At 67.6% G+C, this 17,067-nt stretch carries 15 protein-coding genes; 5 read left to right on the top strand and 10 right to left on the bottom strand.

Annotated elements, in window-relative coordinates; all coding sequences use genetic code 11:
• Positions 1-6: 6 nt before the first annotated feature.
• From ACK3BB_RS01815 to ACK3BB_RS01830, 4 genes are all read right to left on the bottom strand, one after another.
• Complete coding sequence (locus ACK3BB_RS01815; protein ID WP_428927019.1) at positions 7-927, bottom strand: ABC transporter permease; 921 nt, start codon at positions 925-927, stop codon at positions 7-9.
• Positions 924-2,042 carry an ABC transporter permease gene (locus ACK3BB_RS01820; protein ID WP_428927020.1) on the bottom strand — a complete coding sequence of 373 codons (1,119 nt, stop codon included), beginning with the start codon at positions 2,040-2,042 and terminating at the stop codon, positions 924-926. Before ACK3BB_RS01820 ends, ACK3BB_RS01815 begins: the two co-directional genes overlap by 4 nt.
• A 4-nt stretch (positions 2,043-2,046) precedes the next feature.
• On the bottom strand, positions 2,047-3,168 hold the full coding sequence (locus ACK3BB_RS01825; RefSeq protein ID WP_428927021.1) for a BMP family ABC transporter substrate-binding protein: 1,122 nt from the start codon (positions 3,166-3,168) through the stop codon (positions 2,047-2,049).
• A 132-nt stretch (positions 3,169-3,300) separates the two neighbouring features.
• Entirely contained in the window at positions 3,301-4,203 is a 903-nt protein-coding gene (locus ACK3BB_RS01830) for a LysR family transcriptional regulator (protein WP_428927022.1), read from the bottom strand.
• Positions 4,204-4,336: 133 nt separating this feature from the next.
• Between ACK3BB_RS01830 and atzF the strand changes: the two genes are divergently transcribed.
• On the top strand, positions 4,337-6,121 hold the full coding sequence (gene atzF, locus ACK3BB_RS01835; RefSeq protein ID WP_428927023.1) for an allophanate hydrolase: 1,785 nt from the start codon (positions 4,337-4,339) through the stop codon (positions 6,119-6,121).
• Between the two features lie 58 nt (positions 6,122-6,179).
• Here the strand turns inward: atzF and ACK3BB_RS01840 are convergent, their stop codons facing one another.
• Together ACK3BB_RS01840 and ACK3BB_RS01845 are read right to left on the bottom strand one after the other, a co-directional pair.
• The gene (locus tag ACK3BB_RS01840; protein ID WP_428927024.1) at positions 6,180-6,437 is read right to left on the bottom strand and encodes a YjhX family toxin; all 258 of its coding nucleotides are present in this window, start codon (positions 6,435-6,437) and stop codon (positions 6,180-6,182) included.
• A 190-nt stretch (positions 6,438-6,627) separates the two neighbouring features.
• Entirely contained in the window at positions 6,628-7,704 is a 1,077-nt protein-coding gene (locus ACK3BB_RS01845; protein WP_428927025.1) for an isopenicillin N synthase family dioxygenase, read from the bottom strand.
• Between the two features lie 238 nt (positions 7,705-7,942).
• Here ACK3BB_RS01845 and ACK3BB_RS01850 point away from each other — a divergent pair, with 238 nt between their 5' ends.
• The 4 genes from ACK3BB_RS01850 to ACK3BB_RS01865 all read left to right on the top strand — a co-directional run bounded on the left by ACK3BB_RS01850 (position 7,943) and on the right by ACK3BB_RS01865 (position 11,982).
• Positions 7,943-9,025 carry an extracellular solute-binding protein gene (locus ACK3BB_RS01850; RefSeq protein WP_428927026.1) on the top strand — a complete coding sequence of 361 codons (1,083 nt, stop codon included), beginning with the start codon at positions 7,943-7,945 and terminating at the stop codon, positions 9,023-9,025.
• Positions 9,026-9,028: 3 nt separating this feature from the next.
• Positions 9,029-10,099, top strand: a complete 1,071-nt coding sequence (locus ACK3BB_RS01855) for an ABC transporter ATP-binding protein (protein ID WP_428927027.1) — start codon at positions 9,029-9,031, stop codon at positions 10,097-10,099.
• Positions 10,100-10,213: 114 nt separating this feature from the next.
• Entirely contained in the window at positions 10,214-11,188 is a 975-nt protein-coding gene (locus ACK3BB_RS01860) for an ABC transporter permease (RefSeq protein WP_428927028.1), read from the top strand.
• Complete coding sequence (locus tag ACK3BB_RS01865; protein WP_428927029.1) at positions 11,185-11,982, top strand: ABC transporter permease; 798 nt, start codon at positions 11,185-11,187, stop codon at positions 11,980-11,982. The genes ACK3BB_RS01860 and ACK3BB_RS01865 overlap by 4 nt, the downstream gene beginning before the upstream one ends.
• A 156-nt stretch (positions 11,983-12,138) precedes the next feature.
• Here ACK3BB_RS01865 and ACK3BB_RS01870 read toward each other — a convergent pair whose 3' ends face one another.
• From ACK3BB_RS01870 to ACK3BB_RS01885, 4 genes are all read right to left on the bottom strand, one after another.
• Positions 12,139-12,483, bottom strand: coding sequence for a hypothetical protein (locus tag ACK3BB_RS01870; protein WP_428927030.1), 345 nt, complete (start codon positions 12,481-12,483; stop codon positions 12,139-12,141).
• A gap of 304 nt (positions 12,484-12,787) precedes the next feature.
• Positions 12,788-13,177: a Cu(I)-responsive transcriptional regulator gene (gene cueR, locus ACK3BB_RS01875; protein WP_428927031.1), complete on the bottom strand. Its 390-nt coding sequence runs from the start codon at positions 13,175-13,177 to the stop codon at positions 12,788-12,790.
• Positions 13,174-15,663 (bottom strand): heavy metal translocating P-type ATPase, encoded by a 2,490-nt coding sequence (locus ACK3BB_RS01880; protein WP_428927032.1) that lies wholly within the window; start codon positions 15,661-15,663, stop codon positions 13,174-13,176. Before ACK3BB_RS01880 ends, cueR begins: the two co-directional genes overlap by 4 nt.
• Before the next feature lie 637 nt (positions 15,664-16,300).
• Positions 16,301-17,035 carry a peptidase gene (locus ACK3BB_RS01885; RefSeq protein ID WP_428927033.1) on the bottom strand — a complete coding sequence of 245 codons (735 nt, stop codon included), beginning with the start codon at positions 17,033-17,035 and terminating at the stop codon, positions 16,301-16,303.
• Positions 17,036-17,067: the final 32 nt, after the last annotated feature.

Here is a 17,067-nt window from a genome sequence, read left to right on the forward strand (position 1 = left end):
GGCTCCCTACTTGTTGAGGCTCAGCTCTCCGGGCGCGCCGTCCATGGCCTTGTCCGGGGAGGAGGTGAAGATGAGCAGCGCCAGTGTCAGGACATATGGCGCGGCGAAGAAGAGGTAATAGCCCGAGGTCACGCCGACCGATTGCAGGGCCGGGCCAAGGGCGCCGGCGCCGCCGAAGAGCAGCGCGGCCCAGAAGCAATAGACCGGGTTCCAGCGGGCAAAGATGACAAGGGCGACGGCCATCAGGCCCTGGCCCGAGGACACGCCTTCGTTCCAGCTGCCGGGGTAGTAGAGCGACAGGTAGGCCCCGCCGATCCCGGCCAGCGCGCCGCCGGCGGCGGTGGCCAGCAGGCGGACCGTATTGGGATTCAGGCCGATGGCCCGGGCGGCATCGGTGCTGTCGCCGACCACGCGGATGGTCAGGCCGATCCGGGTGGAGCGGAACATCCAGGCCATGGCCACGGCCAGCACGGCACCCACAAGGAACAGGACGTTGACCTGAAGCGCGGCCTTGACCTGGGGGATGTCGGACCACCAGCCAAAGGGGATGGCGGGCAGGTCGGGGGCGACGGGCTGGATGTAGGGCTTGCCGAAGAAGAAGGCGAGCCCCATGCCCAGGAGCATCAGGGCGATGCCGATGGCCACGTCGTTGACGCCCTTGAACTTGCAGATCCAGCCGTGGAACAGGCCGAACAGGGCTCCGGCCAGGGCGGCTGCCAGAACGCCGATCCAGGGCGATCCGGTCTGGTAGGCGATGGCGTAGCCGGACATGGCCCCGAAGACCAGCGTGCCTTCCAGCCCGAGGTTGATGCGCCCCGAGCGTTCGGTCAGGCATTCGCCCAGCGACACGAAGAGGAAGGGCGTGGACACGCGGATCGCGCCGCCGAGGATGGCCAGGGGCACGCCCCAGATGCCGATGTCGGTCATGGGTCGGCCCTCCAGAAGGATGCCTTGAAGATGCCGATCCGCCCGTACAGCGTTTCCGACAACAGGATGGCGACAAAGACGATGCCTTCCATGACGAGGATGGTCGCGTCGGGCAGGTCCATGCGGCGCTGGACCAGGCCGGAGGAGGCCTCGAACCCGGCCAGCAGGATGGCAACGGGGATGATGGCCAGCGGGTTGTGACGGGCCAGGAAGGCCACGAGGATGCCGGTGTAGCCGTAGCCCACCACCAGCGAGGCATTGGCCGCACCGTGGATGGCGGCGACCTCGAACAGGCCGGCCAGCCCGGCCGCCGCGCCGCCCAGGGCGGTGAAGCCGATGACCAGCGGGCCGACGGGCAGGCCCTGGACCTGGGCCGCGCGGATGTTGTCTCCGGCGATGCGGGCGGCGAAGCCGATGGTGGTGCGGTCGGTCAGGATCCAGGCCAGGACACAGGCCAGCAGGCCAAAGAAGAAGCCCCAGTGCACGTCGATGCCCACGGGCATGTCACCGATGCGCAGCTGGTCCGGCAGGGGGGCGGTGGAGGGTTTGTTGAGCGAGGCGGGATCGCGAAAGGCGCCTTCGACCAGGTGGTTCATCAGGGCGATGGCGATATAGGCCATCAGCAGCGAGGAAATCGTTTCGTTCACCCCGCGCCGGATGCGCAGCCAGCCGACGGCCCCGATCCAGGCCCCGCCGACGATCATCGCCGCGGCGCCCATGGCGGCAAACCCCAGGATCGCCGGCGCCCAGCCAAAGGCCAGCCCGGTGACGGCCGCGGCCAGCCCGCCCAGCGCAATGGCCCCTTCGCCACCGATCACCACCAGCCCCAACCGGGCCGGCAGGGCGACGCAGAGCCCGGCGAACAGCAGGGGCGACACCCGCGACAGGGTGTTCTGCCACGAAAAGGCCGAGCTGAACCCGGCCTTGTAGATCAGCGCATAGAAATCGACGGGCGATTTGCCCAGCGCCAGCAGGAAGACCGAGAACACCGCCAGCCCCGCGACAAGCGCGGCCAGCGGAATGACGACAGCCTCAAGCCGCGGCAGCCATTGACCCAGGGCCAGCGACATGCGCGAAGCGGAAAGCGTCGGTCGGGCCGTCGTCCCCTCGGTCATGCGATCAGCTCGTCGACCCGATGACACCTTCGACGAGGTAATCCATGCTTTCGAGCGCGATATCGCTTTCCACAAAGGCCTCGCCCTCGGCGGCGATGACATTGCCGGCATTGTCCTTCAGCGGCCCCTTGATGACCGAGAACCCGCCTTTCATGATCTCGTCGCGCGTGGCTTCGAACTGGGCGCGGGCGGCGTCGGTCACGGCGGGGCCGAGCGGCGACATCTTGACGAAGCCGTCGGCCAGGCCGCCACGGATGAAATTGTCGATCGTGCCACCGTCCAGCATGGTCTGGACCATCTTGGGATAGACCCCGGCCCAGTTCCATTCGGCCCCGGTCAGGTACATCTCGGGCGCCAGCGGCGATTGGTTGGCGTGGTAGCCGCAGATATAGGCTCCGCGCCCGGCGGCGGTTTCCATCACGACCTTGGGCCCGTCGACATGGCAGGTGATGACATCACAGCCCTGGTCGCAGAGCGCGTTGGTCGCCTCGGCTTCCTTGACGGCCAGCGACCATTCCCCGGTGAAGATGACCTGGCAGGTGATCTCGGGGTCGACGGCGCGGGCGCCGAGCAGGAAGGAATTGATGTTCAGCATGACCTGCGGGATCGGCTTGGCCGCGACGAACCCGATCTTCTTCGACTTGGACATGTGGCCGGCGACGATGCCGTTGAGGTACTGGCCCATGCCGATATAGCCGAAATAGGACCCGACATTGACGGGCATGCCCTCGGTCCACAGGCCGGCGGCGTGCTGGAACCGCACGTCGGGATACTTGGGCGCGACCTCAAGGACATGGGGATCGAAATAGCCGAAGGACGTCGGGAAGAGCAGCCCGGCACCATCGAAATTGATCATCGATTCCATGGTGTTCTGGACATCGTTCGTCTCGGGGACGTTCTCTTCCTCGACAACGGTGACGCCGGCCATTTCCTTGACCGCGGCGGCGCCTTCGGCATGGGCCTGGTTATAGCCGAAATCGTCCTTGGGACCGACATAGATGAAGCCGACGGTCAGGTTGGCGGCACGGGCGCGCGAGGGGGTCAGGGCTCCGGCGGCGGCGACGCCCCCGAAAGCGGCCGTGGTGGCCAGGAAGTTGCGGCGGGAGAAAGAGGACTTGGTCGGCAAGGCGGTATGCTCCTGTGGCGGTGCGCCCCGGGTTGCCTGCGGGGCACATTATGATGACGGGCCGAGCCTAGGAGCCTTTTGCGGTGTTGTCGTATGCTATATTTTTCCAAGAGCGGTGCAGAAAACGCACCGCTAGAGATCGTGGCCCTGAAGGGCGCTGGCCAGCTGTTGCAGGAACCGGCCCGAGGCCACGGGCAGGATGCGCCCGCGCAGCTGGCCCAGGAACAGGTTGCCCGGCGCGACATCGCGTGTCGACAGCGGCCGGGCGACATAGCCCTGGCCACCGGTCATGTTCAGGCCGATGGGAAACTGAAAGGCGATGGCGTTCTCGTGCAGGATGTAATGGCGCATGAAATCGAAGCTTTCGGATTCCACGGCCGGCTCGATCTGGCGATAGGTCGACCGGCGCACGGCGGCATCCATCAGCACGCGCACGCCGTACCGTTCGGACGGGGCGACATAAGGCTGGTCGAGGCAATCGCGCAGGCGCAGCTCGGCCTGGCCGGCCAGCGGGTTGTCGGCGCGCATCAGCACGTGGATGGGCTGGCGGATCTGCAGGATGACCTCGAAATCGACCATGTGCTGGGGTTCGAAGACCAGGGCGATGTCGCTCTGGAAGGTCGAGAGATCATGTTCGGCCTCGACCCGGTCGCGGGTCTTGACGGAAAAGGTCACGCCCGGGTGGTCCTTGCGGTAGCGGGCGATCTGGTCGGGCAGGAAATAGGGCAGCAGGGCCTGGGAACAGGCGATCGACACATGGCCCCGGCGCACGCCCGACAGGTCGGCGACCTGCGATTGAAGGCGGGCGAAATCGGACCGCTGGGCGCGGATGTGGTGCAGCACCAGCTCGCCGGCCGGGTTCAGGCGCACGCCCCGGGGCAGGCGTTCAAAGATCTCATAGCCCAGCTCTTCCTCGAACCGGTTGATGCGCCGGTTCAGGGCCGAGGCGGTGATGTGCATGTCCTCGGCGGCCTTGCGGATGGAACCGGCGCGGATGATGGCTTCGACAACGTCGAAATCCTGGAGATGTCGCATGTCAGACCTTGTGGGGAACGGGCCGAGCGGTGCACAGAACGCACCGCTTTTGTGAAAACTTAGCATTTGTGGAAACGCCCTGCAAAGCCGAAGGTCGGGCCAGGACGACGATGTTGAAGAAGGACCGCCCCCGATGGCCGATCTGCCCCTTACCCTGCCCTCGCTGCGCGCGGCCTATGCCGCGGGCCTTTCGCCCGAAGAGGTCATCGAACAGGTCTATGCCAGGATCGAGGCGGTGGGCGATCCGCATATCTTCCTGTGCCTCTTCGACAAGGCCGAGCTGCTGGCCCAGGCAAGGGCGCTGGGGGCTTATGATCCGGCCCGGCCGCTCTGGGGTGTGCCCTTTGCGATCAAGGACAATATCGACGCGGCCGGCAAGCCGACCACCGCGGCCTGCCCGGCCTTTGCCTATGAAGCCGGCGAAGATGCCTTTGTGGTCAAGCGGCTGCGCGAGGCCGGGGCGCTGCTGATCGGCAAGACCAACCTGGACCAGTTTGCCACCGGGCTGGTCGGGGTGCGCACGCCCTATGGCGCGCCGCTGAACGCGCTGGACCCCGAGATCGTGCCGGGCGGATCGTCGGGCGGGTCGGGCGTGGCCGTGGGCCATGGCATCGTCAGCTTTGCGCTGGGGACCGACACGGCCGGATCGGGCCGGGTGCCGGCGGCGCTGAACAATATCGTGGGGGTCAAGCCGACGCTGGGCACGTTGTCGGCCAGCGGGCTGGTGCCGGCCTGCCGGACGCTGGACACGATTTCGGTCTTTGCGCTGACGGTCGAGGACGGGTTCGCGGCCTATGCCGCGGCGGCGGGCCATGACCCGGCCGATGCCTGGTCGCGCGACATCCCGGTGGGCGGCCTCGCCGCGCCGGTTCCGGCCCGTCTCGGGGTGCCCGATGCGGCGTCGATCCGGTTCTTCGGCGACACCGCCCAGGCGGCATCCTTCCGCGAGGGGCTGGAGATCATGAAGGCCTTTGGCTGCGAGATCGTCGAGCTGGATTTCACGCCGTTCTACGACGTGGCCGAGATGCTCTATTACGGGGCCTGGGTGGCCGAACGCTATGCGGCCATCGAAGAGATGATGACCGAGCAGCCCGATGCGGTCTTTCCAGTGACCCGCCAGATCATCGGCGCGGCGGAAAAGCTGTCGGCGGCGGATGCGTTCAAGGGGATCTACCGGCTGAAGGAGCTGATCCGCCAGGCCGAGCCGCTGCTGAAGGGCATCGACGCGCTCTGCGTGCCGACGATCCCGACGTTCTACACCGTGGCCGACCTGCAGGCCGACCCGGTGACGCCCAATTCCAACCTGGGCACCTATACGAATTTCGTGAACCTGATGGACATGTGCGGCATTGCCGTGCCGGCCCCGGCGCGCAGCGACGGGCGGCCGGGCAGCCTGACCTTCCTGGCCCCGGCCGGGCAGGACGCCATGGTGGCCGGGCTGGCCACGGTGATCGAGGCGGCGGGCACGCGCACCCTGGGCGGCACCGGCTGGGCCCGGCCCGCGCCCGACCTGCCGACCCGGGCCGGCGCGCCGGGCATGATCGACATCGCGGTCTGCGGCGCGCATATGGACGGGCTGCCGCTGAACCACACGCTGACCGACCGGGGCGCGACCCTGCTGGCCCGCGCCCGCACCGCGCCCGATTACAGCTTTTACGCCCTGCCCGGCGAAGGCGTGGCCCGGCCCGGGCTGATCCGCAGGGGCGAGGGCCAGGGCGCCTCGGTCGCGCTGGAGATCTGGCGGATGCCCGAGACGGCCTTTGGGTCCTTCATGCAGACCATCCCCGCCCCTCTGGGCATCGGTACGATCCGGCTGGAGGACGGCAGCACGGTGCAGGGCTTTCTGTGCGAAACGGCGGCCACCGAAGGCGCGACCGACATTTCGCACCTGGCCGACTGGCGGCGGTACATGAACTGACCGCAGCTGACCGCGCCCGAAGGGCAAAAGGGGCCGGCCCCGCAGGGCCGACCCCGTCCTAGCGGTTGTCGAGCTGGGCGCGCACGTTGCGGCGGCCCAGTTCGGAAATCCGGTAGGGGCTGGAGTTGCGCGATTCGATGAACCGCTTGCGGCGCAGGCGGGAAAAGACGTCGAGCGTGCAGTTTTCCAGCACATGGCCGTCGCGGGTGAAACACAGCACTTCGGTCACCCGCCCGTTGGGCGCGCGTTCATAAAGGATGCGGCCACCCTGTGCCAACGCGTGCAACACGCGCTGTTCGTTCCTGGATATGTTCATGGATGTTGTCCGGTAGATAGGCATGCCGGCCCGTTCGCCCGTGCAAGGCACGGCCGTGGGCGTTACGCCGGATCCCGGTCAGGCGAGATCCGGATCAGCTCCGGACAATCTCCAACATCGACAATTCCCGTATCACGTGGGTCTGTGCCCCTTATATGGCCCGCCGGCCAGCCCGCACAAGAGCGGCCTGTCAGGTGCCGGGCGCCTTGGCCTCGCGCTTGAACGGGTTTTCCTCGGGCAGCTCGTAATCCAGCTGCATCTCGCCGGCCTGATAGGCCTCCCACATGTAGCGGAAGCCCTTGACCGACATGCGCATGACATGTTCGCCGGCCTTCAGCGGCGGGTATTTCGCCACCGTCTCGGGCGTGCGGAACTTGTCCAGCACCTCGGCCACGGCGTGGTAATCCAGCCCGAAGAACAGCGGGAAGGAATAGCGTTCGCGGCCCAGGTTGACGACCCGGTGCTGGGTCGACTTGAACTGGCCGCCCGACCAGGTTTCGAAGATGTCGCCGATGTTGACGACAAAACAGCCCGGGATCGGCGGCGCCTCGACCCAGTGATCCTCGGCATTCATGACCTGCAGGCCCGGCGCGCCGGTGGCCAGGATGGTGAAACATTCGAAATCGGAATGCTCGCCGATGCCGACCATGTCCTTTGTCGCGGGCATGTCGTTCTCGATGTAGCGCAGCAAGCGCAGCTGGGAGCAGGGATAGGAGATGTGGCGGGTCAGCTCGTCGGGCGACACGCCCAGTTCAAGCGCCAGCGCATCCAAGAGGCGCAGGCCCAGGGCAAAGACGGCGTCGTAATAGGTGGAAATCGTGTCCTTCCAGCCGGGGATGTCGGGCCAGATGTTGGGCCCGGTCAGGCGCCAGCCGGCCAGGTAATCGGGGTGATCGGCCGGGGCTTCATAGGACATGTCCCAGGCTTCGTTGAAATTGATCGACTTGGGAAAGTTGCGGCCGTTTTCCTCGAACGGCACATAGCCCCGGTGATGGGTGGTGAAGCCCGACCAGTAGCGCATCTTGAAGCTGCGGGGCTTCTCGTGGAACGCCTTTGCCGCGGCAAAGACCGCGTCGATCAGGTCCTGGTCGATGCCATGGCCGGTGATGTAGAAAAAGCCCGAGCCGCGGGCGGCCTCGCCCAGCCGGGCGGCCACGGCGGCCGTGTCGCCCGCATCGCCGGTGAACAGGCCCGACAGGTCGACCACCGGCAGGGTGGCATCGTCGATGGTCAGCGCGCGCTGATCGGCGGCAATCTCGGCTCTCATGGCTCTCTCCCGTGTCTGCATCCGGGGCCAGATTGGGCCCGGGCCGGGCGCATCCGTCCCCGTTTCGATCAAAACCCCGGTCAGGCCGGGGCCGCGCGCCCAAAACATAGGCAGGTTTTCGCGGCTTTGATGCCGAAAGGATCGACCTGCGTTGACGGAAGGGGCACCCGTTCGCGCACCATCACATCACCAAGAACCGGCGCCACGAAGCGCCGATGCAACGGGGATGACCAGGACCATGACCACCATCAACCGACGTACCCTGCTCAGGACCGGCGCCAGCGCGGCCGGCCTGGCCGCCGCTTCCGGCGTCATCGGCACGCCGCTGATCGCCCAGGAGCGCAGCCTCAAGATCGGCTCCTACGGGGGCTATTTCGAGAATTCCTTCAAGGAATTTGTCTACCCGGCCTTCACCGAGGCCACGGGCATTGCCGTCGAAAGCGTGACCCAGCCCAATTCGACCGACTGGCTGGTGACCATGCAACAGGCGCAATCGGCGGGCAACGTGCCGGCCGACCTGTCGCTGTACGGCCGGGCGACGATGATCAAGGCCAGCCGCATCGGCGACCTGCTGAAACCGCTCGACATGGCGGCCATGCCCGAGACCGGCTCGATGGACGGCTATTTTATCTTCGAGGATGGCACCGGCCCGATCGGCGTCGGCGCGATGTCGTGGTTCACGGCCATGGTGATCAACCCCAACGAGGTCACCGCGCCGGTCAGCTGGACCGAATTCTGGGACAGCGACGTCTACGAAGCATCGCTGGGCCTGTCGAAGAACTACAATTCCAACCTGCTCGACATCATCGCCGCGACCTTCTTCGACGGCGTGTCGACCTTTGAGACCGACGACGGCATCCTGGCCCTGATCGAAAAGGCCGCCGAGCTGAAGCCCAACGTGGCGCTGTGGTGGTCGGCCGAAAGCCAGATGGAACAATCGATGAAGAACGGCGATGTCATCGGCGGCCAGTATTACCTGGACGTGGCCAACCTGATGAAGGCCGACGGCTTCCCGATCCAGCCGGTCTTCCCCGAGGAAGGCAACCCGCAGGATTACGGGTCCTGGTGCCTGTCGTCGCTGTCCGAGAAATCGGCCGAGGCGGCCGAGTTCATCAACTTCTCGTCGATGCCGTCGACCCAGGCGCTGATGTCGCGCAAGATCGGCACCGCGCCGCTGGTGCCGCAATCGGCGACCGACCTGACGGACGAGGAATTTGCCTTTGTCTCGGGCACGCCGGCGATCAAGATCGCCTACGAGGCCTATCTCGACAAGGAAACCTTCATGAAGGAATCCTGGGACAAGATGCTCGCCGGGGCCTGATCCATGGCCGGGCTTGTCCTGAAGGACATCGCCAAGACGTTCGGCAGCGTGCGCGCTGTCGAACGGGTCGACCTGACCTTTGCCGAGGGCGAGCTGACCGCCCTTCTCGGCCCGTCGGGCTGTGGCAAGACCACGCTGCTGCGGATGATCGCCGGGCTGGAAGAGCCGTCCTCGGGGCGCATCTTGCTGGCCGGGCAGGACATCACCGCCCGGCCGGCCCACCGCCGCAAGTTCGGCATGGTGTTCCAGAATTTCGCCCTGTTCCCGCATCTGAGCGTGCGCGAGAACGTGGCCTATTCGCTGACCATCGCGGGGATGGGCCGGGCCGATGCCTGGGCCCGGGCCGACGGCCTGCTCGACCTGGTCCAGCTGCAGGGGTTCGGCGACCGGCGGATCGGCGCCCTGTCGGGCGGACAGCGCCAGCGCGTGGCCATCGCCCGGGCGCTGGCCCAGGAGCCGGATGTCTTCCTGCTGGACGAGCCGATGTCGGCGCTGGATGCCAAGCTGCGCGAGGAAATGCAGGTCGAGCTACGGCTGTTGCAGCAGCGGCTGGGCATCACCACCATCGTTGTCACCCATGACCAGCGCGAGGCCATGACAATGGCCGACCGGATCGTGGTCATGTCGAACGGGCGGGTCGAACAGGCCGGCTCGCCGCACGACATCTATCACCGGCCGGTCAATGCCTTCGTCGCCGATTTCATCGGCCGGGCCAATTTCTTCGATGCGGTGGCCGGGCCCGAGGGGCTGCGGCTGGGCGATGTGACCCTGGCCACGGGCCAGCCGCCGAACTTTACCGCCGGGCGCCCGGTGCGCATTGCCATCCGGCCGGAAATGGCCGCGCTGGACGCGGCCCAGGCCGACAACGTGCTGCCCGCCCGGGTGACCTTTGTGCGCGACCTGGGACCGGTGCGCGACATCCACCTGGACACGGCCATCGGGCCGATGATCGTCGAATATGCCCTGGGCGAGGATGCCCCGGCCTATGCCGTGGGCCAACAGGTGCCGGTGCGCCTGCCGCCCGACGCGCTGCATGTCTTTCCCGCCGATGCTGCCCCCCTGGCCGCCGAGTGAGTTCGCGATGATCCGCCCGCCCGCCTGCATGGCCGCCTGCCCGCCTGAATGCCAGCCCGCCTGCACGCCTGATCGCCCGGCCACACGCCCGGCCATTGGCCCGGTGTCCCCGGGATGACCGCCGCCGTGGATATCGACACCACCCGGCCCGCGCCGCCCGGCCCGCCGCAGCGCCGCCCGGCCTGGCCCTGGTTGCTGACCGGGCTGGTGCTGTTTCTCTGCCTGGTGCCCTTCGTGCTGGTCCTGGCCATTTCCTTCGGCCAGAAGATCGAAGGCGCGGGCTGGGACTGGGCCTTTACCTTCGCCAATTACCGGCGGTTCTTCGTCGGCGCGCTCTGGCCCGAGGAAACCACCTTTCTCTACCTGCAACAACTCTACTGGTCGTTGCGCTATGCCATCGTCGCGTCGGTGCTGGCCGTGCTCACCGCCCTGCCCTTTACCTACCTCATGACCCGCCTGTCCCGGCGCGCCCAGGCCCGCTGGCTGGTCTTTCTGCTGGCCTCGCTGTCGCTGTCCGAGGTCTTTATCGTCATGGGCTGGGACATCCTGCTGTCGAACAATTCCGGCCTGCCCAAGCTGTTCCAGGTCACCGGGCTGACCCAATGGCTGAAGGATGTCGGCTGGTTCGACACCCTGCGCGACTGGGGCCTGGCCTCGCCCCGCAACGTCAAGTTCAAGACCTCCGAGCTGGCCACGGTGATGTGCATGTCCTACCTCGTCTGGCCCTATGCCGTGATCCTGCTGTACCCGGCCCTGTCGCGGCTTGATCCGTCGCTGTCCGAAGCTGCGCGGACCATGGGCGCCGGGCCCTGGACCGTGGCCCGCACCATCGTCCTGCCGGCCGTGCGCCTGCCGCTGATCGGGGCCACGCTGCTGCTCTTTGTCTTCCTGCTGGGCGCCTATGTCTCGATCACCGTCTTCGCCGAACCGGCCAAGCACACCACGGCCATCGCGATCTATGAGGCCGTGCGCGGAGCCAACCTGGATGCGCCCTTTGGCGCGGCCCAGGCCGTGATCCTGCTGTTGACCGCCGCGCTGTTCCTGTGGCTGGGCCAGAAGCTGACCAGCCGGCGCGAGGCCCGGGCATGAGGTGGCTCGGCCCGGTCTTCATGGGGCTGTCGGCGCTGATGCTGTCGCTGCCCATCCTGGTTGTCTCGGCCGCGGCGCTGAATGGCGGGCGCACGATGTTCTTTCCCCCGCGCGATCCGACGTTGGCGCGATTCGGTGAATTCTTCCTGACCGAAAGCGTCTGGACCACCGCGCTGTGGCATTCGGTGCTGGTGGCCTTCGGCTCGGCCGCGCTGGCCGTTGGGCTGGCCTGGCCGCTGGCCTACTGGCTCTGGGCCTCGGGGTCGAAACTGTCGCGGGCAGTGGCCGCGCTGGGGTCGATGCCCTTTGCCCTGCCCCCGATCGTCTTCGGCGTCGGCCTGGGGTTCTTCTGGGCCTTCCTGGGCGGGCTGGGCACGCTTTGGGCCGGGATCGTCAGCCATGCCGCGCTGTTCATGGCCCTGCCGCTGGTCACGATCTCGATCGGCCTGCAGGGCATCGACCGGGCCCACCTGGATGCCGCGGCGACCATGGGCGCGACCGAACGGGTGACCTTTCGCACGATCATCCTGCCCCAGACCCTGCCCTATACCGCCTCGGGCTTCTTCTTTGCGCTGGTGCTGTCGTTCAACGAGTTCATCGTGATGTTCTTTGTCTCGGCCTCGTCCTATTCGACGGTCACGCTGCAGATCTTCAACTCGCTCCGCAACGGCTATACGCCGACGATGGCCGTGGCGGCGATCACCTTCATCACCGTGTCACTGCTGGTGTTTTCGGCCGTGGCCCGCTGGGGCGACCTGCCCCGGCTGATGGGCGCCGACCAGTCGCGCAACTGATCCCCCCGGGATGCACCGGGGTGGCCTGGCATGAAAAAGCCGCCGCGCCAGGGAGGAGGAGGAGGCGCGGCGGCGATATTGATCCGGCTAAGGGAGGAGGAGATCCGGACCAAACCTTGTATTCTGTGGGTCTCGCAACCCGTCGGTGTCGGGGCCTCAGTTGGCCGCGAACTTGACGCCCACGGGGCTGGCCGTGACGGTCACGTCATCGCCCGAGCGGGCAAAGGTGTAATAGGCCGTGGGCGCACCCGGCAGGCCAAAGCCCACTTCGTCGCCATCGGCCAGCACCATCGCCACGCGGGCCGGGGCAAAGGTGTCGACCGGGGTATAGGTCGCCACGACTTCCATGCCGCCATCGGCTTCGGTCATGTAGACGTTCATGTCGACGCCGCCGTCATGCAGGCTGGCGCCCGAGAGCGGCTGGTTGAGGGTGATCACATCGGCACCGGCCGCGCCGGCGATCGTGGCCAAGGCAAGTGCGGCAGCAAAGGTCGTTTTCATCGTCGTCATCCTATCGGCTATGCCGCGACCCGTTGGCCCCGGCTATGTCTGCCGCCCGGCTGTCCCCGTGCGGCGCTTGGCGTTCCCTGTCTTGCTGCAATGCAGAATAAGTGTCGCCGGCCGGGTCTTCAACGCGCCTGGACGCATAGCTGCTATGCCTTTGGACGTTGCGGCATCCCGCGTACAATGCTTTGCAATGTATGCGAAAATATGCCGATTTCGGGATTTTGCCGCATTTTTCCGCGCGATGGCCATTGCATACCACGGGATGCCGCAATGCAGCAATGACCCCACCCCGCCGGGGTCACTCCCCGGCGGCGAGATCGCGCAGGATCGGGCAATCGGGGCGGTTGTCGCCGGCACAGCAATCGACCAGAGACGCCAGGGTGCGGCGCATTTCCTCCAGCTGGGCCAGCTTGGCGTCGATCCGGTCCAGGTGGACCTGGGCGATGCGCTTGACGTCGCCCGACGCGCGGGTGTCGTCCTCGTAAAGGGCCAGCAGCGAGCGGCAATCCTCGATCGAGAAGTCGAACGACCGGGCGCGGCCGAGGAAAGCCAGCTTGTGCACGTCGCTTTCCGAGAAATCGCGGTAGCCGTTGGTGTCGCGGGCCGGGCGGATCAGGCCGATATCCTCGTAATAGCGGATGGTCTTCGTCGGCAGGCCGGTGCGTTTGGCGGCGGTTCCGATGTTCATGGGGTGACCTCCTTGGGCGCTGTCGCCCGGCCCGGGGTGGTGGCGGTTTCGGCCAGCGCCGGGGCCAGGGCGCGCAGGCGCAGGGCGTTGGACAGGACAAAGACCGAGGACAGGGCCATCGCCCCGGCGGCCAGCATCGGCGACAGCAGCGTGCCGGTCAGCGGATAGAGCACCCCGGCGGCCACCGGGATCAGGGCGGTGTTGTAGGCAAAGGCCCAGAACAGGTTCTGGCGGATGTTGACCAGCGTGCGCCGGGCCACGTGCACGGCATTGACCGCCCCGGCCACCGCGCCCGACACCATGACCACGTCGGCGGCTTCGACGGCAATGTCGGTGCCGGTGCCCATGGCCAGGCCCACGTCGGCCTCGGCCAGGGCGGGCGCGTCGTTGATCCCGTCGCCGGCAAAGGCCACCGGGCCCAGTTCCTCACGCAGGCGGCGCACGGCGTCGCGCTTGTCGCCGGGCAGTACCTCGGCGGCCACCCGGGTGATGCCCAGCCGGTCGGCAATGGCCCGGGCCGGGCCCTCGGCATCGCCGGTGATCATGGCCACCTCAAGCCCCTCGGCCCGCAGGGCGGCCACGGCCCGGGCGGCATCCGGCTTGATCGGATCGGACACGGCCAGATAGCCCGCGATCCGCCCGTCCACGGCCAGCCAGACCGGCGTGTCGGCCCCGCTGTCGGGGATCTCGGGCAGGGTGATGCCCTCGCGCGTCATCAACCGGCGGGCCCCCAGCAGGATGGCCTGGCCGTCGATCCGGGCCGACAGGCCATAGCCCGGCAGGGCCTCTTCGTCGGTGGCTTCGGGCAGGGTCAGCCCGCGCGCCTCGGCCGCGGCGACAATGGCCCGGCCGATCGGGTGGTCCGAGCTGCGTTCGAGCGCCGCGGCAAGCGCCAGCACCCGGTTTTCGTCGCCGCCGTCCGCGTCGCCCAGCGGGCGCAGGGTGGTCAGGGTCGGCCTTCCTTCGGTCAGGGTGCCGGTCTTGTCAAAGGCAATGGCCCGGATGCCGGCCAGCCCTTCCAGCGCGGCGCCCTTGCGGAACAACACGCCCAGTTCCGCCGCCCGGCCGGTGCCGACCATGATCGACGTCGGCGTGGCCAGGCCCATGGCACAGGGGCAGGCGATGATCAGGACCGAGATCGCGGCGACCAGCGCATGCGGCAGGGCCGGCGCCGGGGCCAGCAGCATCCAGGCCACCCAGGTCAGCGCCGCCACGCCCAGCACCGCCGGCACGAAGATCCGCACGACACGGTCGGCCAGGGCCTGGATCGGCAGATGCGCACCCTGGGCCTCTTCGACCATGGCCACGATGCGCGACAGGACGGTATCGGCGCCGACCTGGGCCACCCGCACGCGCAGGGTGCCCGAGCCGTTGACCGTGCCGCCGACCACCGTGTCGCCGGGGCCGCGCAAGACCGGGGCGGGCTCGCCCGTGATCATCGATTCGTCGATATAGCTCTCGCCCGCTGTCACCTGGCCATCGGCCGCCAGGCTGCGCCCGGGCGGCACGACCAGCACGTCGCCGACCCGCAGCCGGGCCACGGGCCGTTCCTCGGGCCCGTCGGGCGTGTCGACCAGCGCGGTGTCGGGGCGCAGGGCGATCAGCCGGCGGATCGCCGCGCCGGTGCGCCCGCGGGCCCGGGCTTCCAGCCAGCGGCCGGTCAGGATCAGCGTGACGATGACCGCCGCGGCCTCGTAATAGACCGCCCGCGTCCCGTCGGGCAGAAGGCCCGGGGCCAGAAGGGCGAAGGTCGAAAAGATCCAGGCCGCGCCGGACCCCAGGGCGACCAGCGTGTTCATGTCGGGCTCGCCCCGGATCAGCCGGGGCAGGCCCAGGCGATAGAAATCACGGCCCGGAAAGACCAGCACGGCCGTGGCAAGCACGGCCTGGATCGTCCAGGAGGTCTCCATCCCGATGGTCGCCGCGATCCAGTGATGCACGGCCGGCACGACATGGCCGGTCATTTCCAGCAGGAAGATCGGGGCGGTCAGGGCCAGGGCGATCAGCATGCTGCGGCGGGCGGTGTCGACCTCGTCGGCGCTGCGCTGGCCGGTGTCCTCGACATGGGGCGTGGCCGGATAGCCGGCGCGCTCGGCGGCCGCGACAAGGTCGTCGGCCGTGGCCATCCCGTCCAGGACTCGCAGCTGGGCCGTGCGGGCGGCGAAATTGACCTCGGCCGCGGTCACGCCGGGCACGGCGGCCAGGGCGTCCTGCACCCGGCGGGCACAGCCGGCACAGGTCATGCCGTCGATATCGAGGCGGATGTCGTCCTCGACCGCCGGGTAGCCGGCCTGTTGCAGGGCGGCCTGCATCGCCGGGGTGGTGGCCGTGCCGGGGTCGATCGTGGCCCGGCGGTTGGCCAGGTTGACCTGCACAGGGCCGATTCCCGGCACCGAAGACAGGGCCTTTTCCGCGCGCGACACGCAGCCGGCGCAGGTCATGCCATCAAGGGTCAGGTGGATGCGGGAGGAGGATGTCTGTGTCATGCCCCCCAGATAGGGCTTCCAGTTACTGGAAGGTCAAGGGCTCCCCGCCCGGCCTGTCACGGGGCCGTGATGGTCGGCCCCAGCCCCCCGGCGACACACACCGCGCCGCCCGATCACCCAAGGTGATCCGGGCAGCGTGCGGGCCCCCTCGATGGGGGGCCGGGCGCTTGTGCCGGTGGGGTGGCTATCCAGGCTCGACGGTTTTGCCGTTCCGGGGGGGGTATCGGCGTCCGGTCTTTGTGACGTTCGGGCGGGGGTATCGGCGTCCGGCGTCTGGGCCATTGCGGGGGGGGGGTTTAAGGGCCGATGACAATGACAGGTCGATGTCGGGAACGGGGGCGGCGACAGGTCGATGCCGGTGACGGGACCAGTGACGGGCCAATGTAGGCTGTCGGACCGATGCCAGACCGTTGTTTTTTTCGAGACCCGTGTCGCTGGCCGGGCCAGGCCAATGATAAAGACAGGATCAGCGACAGGCCAATACTGGTGACAGGACCGGTGGCCGGCCGACACGTGTGGCCGGGTCGATGCCTGTACCTTTGACAGTCGCGTGACTGTGCCTCTGGCGGTGACCGTGACCGCGCCGGATCAGTCTGGACAGTCGCGTGACTGCGCCTCGGACCGTGAAGGCGCCCGATCAGTCGGGAAAGCTGAAATCGGGCAATTGGCGAAAGGCATCCTTCAGCGCCTCGCCCCAGCCGCTGGACACGTCCTGGAAATAGGGATCGCTGTCCAGGATCCGGCCCTGCTGGCCGAACCGCAGGCTGTCGCCCGCATAGGTCACGTAATCGATGGGCAGCCCGACCGACAGGTTCGACTTGATCGTCGAATCGAAGGACACCAGCAGCAGCTTGATCGCGTTCTCGAAACTGGCCGTCCGGTCGAAGGCCCGCACCAGGATCGGCTTGCCGTACTTGGTCTCGCCGATCTGGAAGAAGGGATTGTCTTCCGAGGCCTCGATGAAATTGCCCTCGGGGTAGATCAGGAACAGCCGTGGTTCGCTGCCCTTGATCTGGCCGCCCAGGATCATCGTCGCGCCAAAGGCCGCGGCCTCGGCCCCGCTGTCGGCATTGGACTGGATCACTTCCTTCAGGGTCTTGCCGACCTCGCGCGCGATCTGGAACATCGACGGCGATTGCAGGATCGACGGCGACCGGTCGCCCGGGGCCTTGGTGCGCTCGTCGAGGATGCCGACGACCGACTGGGTCGTGGCCAGGTTGCCGGCGGTCATCAGGGTGATGACCCTGTCGCCCGGCACTTCCCACGTATGCATCTTGCGGGCGGTGGCAATGTTGTCCAGCCCGGCATTCGTCCGCGTGTCGGACATGAAGACCAACCCGCGATCCAGTCGCATTCCCACGCAATAGGTCATCGTTCCACGTATCCGATTCGCTGCTCCGGCTC

It is taken from the genome of Marinibacterium sp. SX1, assembly GCF_050389775.1.
In the GTDB taxonomy this organism is placed as follows: domain Bacteria; phylum Pseudomonadota; class Alphaproteobacteria; order Rhodobacterales; family Rhodobacteraceae; genus Marinibacterium.